The organism is Microbacterium sp. USHLN186, assembly GCF_037145155.1.
Classification (GTDB): Bacteria; Actinomycetota; Actinomycetes; order Actinomycetales; family Microbacteriaceae; genus Microbacterium.
This window is the reverse complement of record NZ_JBBCYA010000025.1, coordinates 1-223: the sequence shown is the minus strand read 5'-3', so window position 1 is coordinate 223 and position 223 is coordinate 1. Positions and strand designations below refer to the sequence as shown.

The following is a 223-nucleotide window of genomic DNA, read 5'->3' as shown; positions in this document are numbered from 1 at the left end:
CAGATTCACACGGGATTTCTCGGGCCCCGTGCTACTTGGGATACTCTTCACGCTGCACACAACATTTCGACTACGGGGCTGGCACCCACTATGGCCCGTCTTTCAAAACGGCTCGTCTATATCGTCACATCACGTCGAACACTCGGCAGAATGTTCAGAAAAGTCCCGCAACCCCGGGCATGCAACGCCTGCCGGCTATCACACACACCCGGTTTAGCCTCAT

1 rRNA gene is annotated in these 223 nt (G+C 55.6%); it reads right to left on the bottom strand.

The features are described from left to right. Positions 1–223: ribosomal RNA gene (locus WFG93_RS13960) — 23S ribosomal RNA — on the bottom strand; the annotation flags it as partial.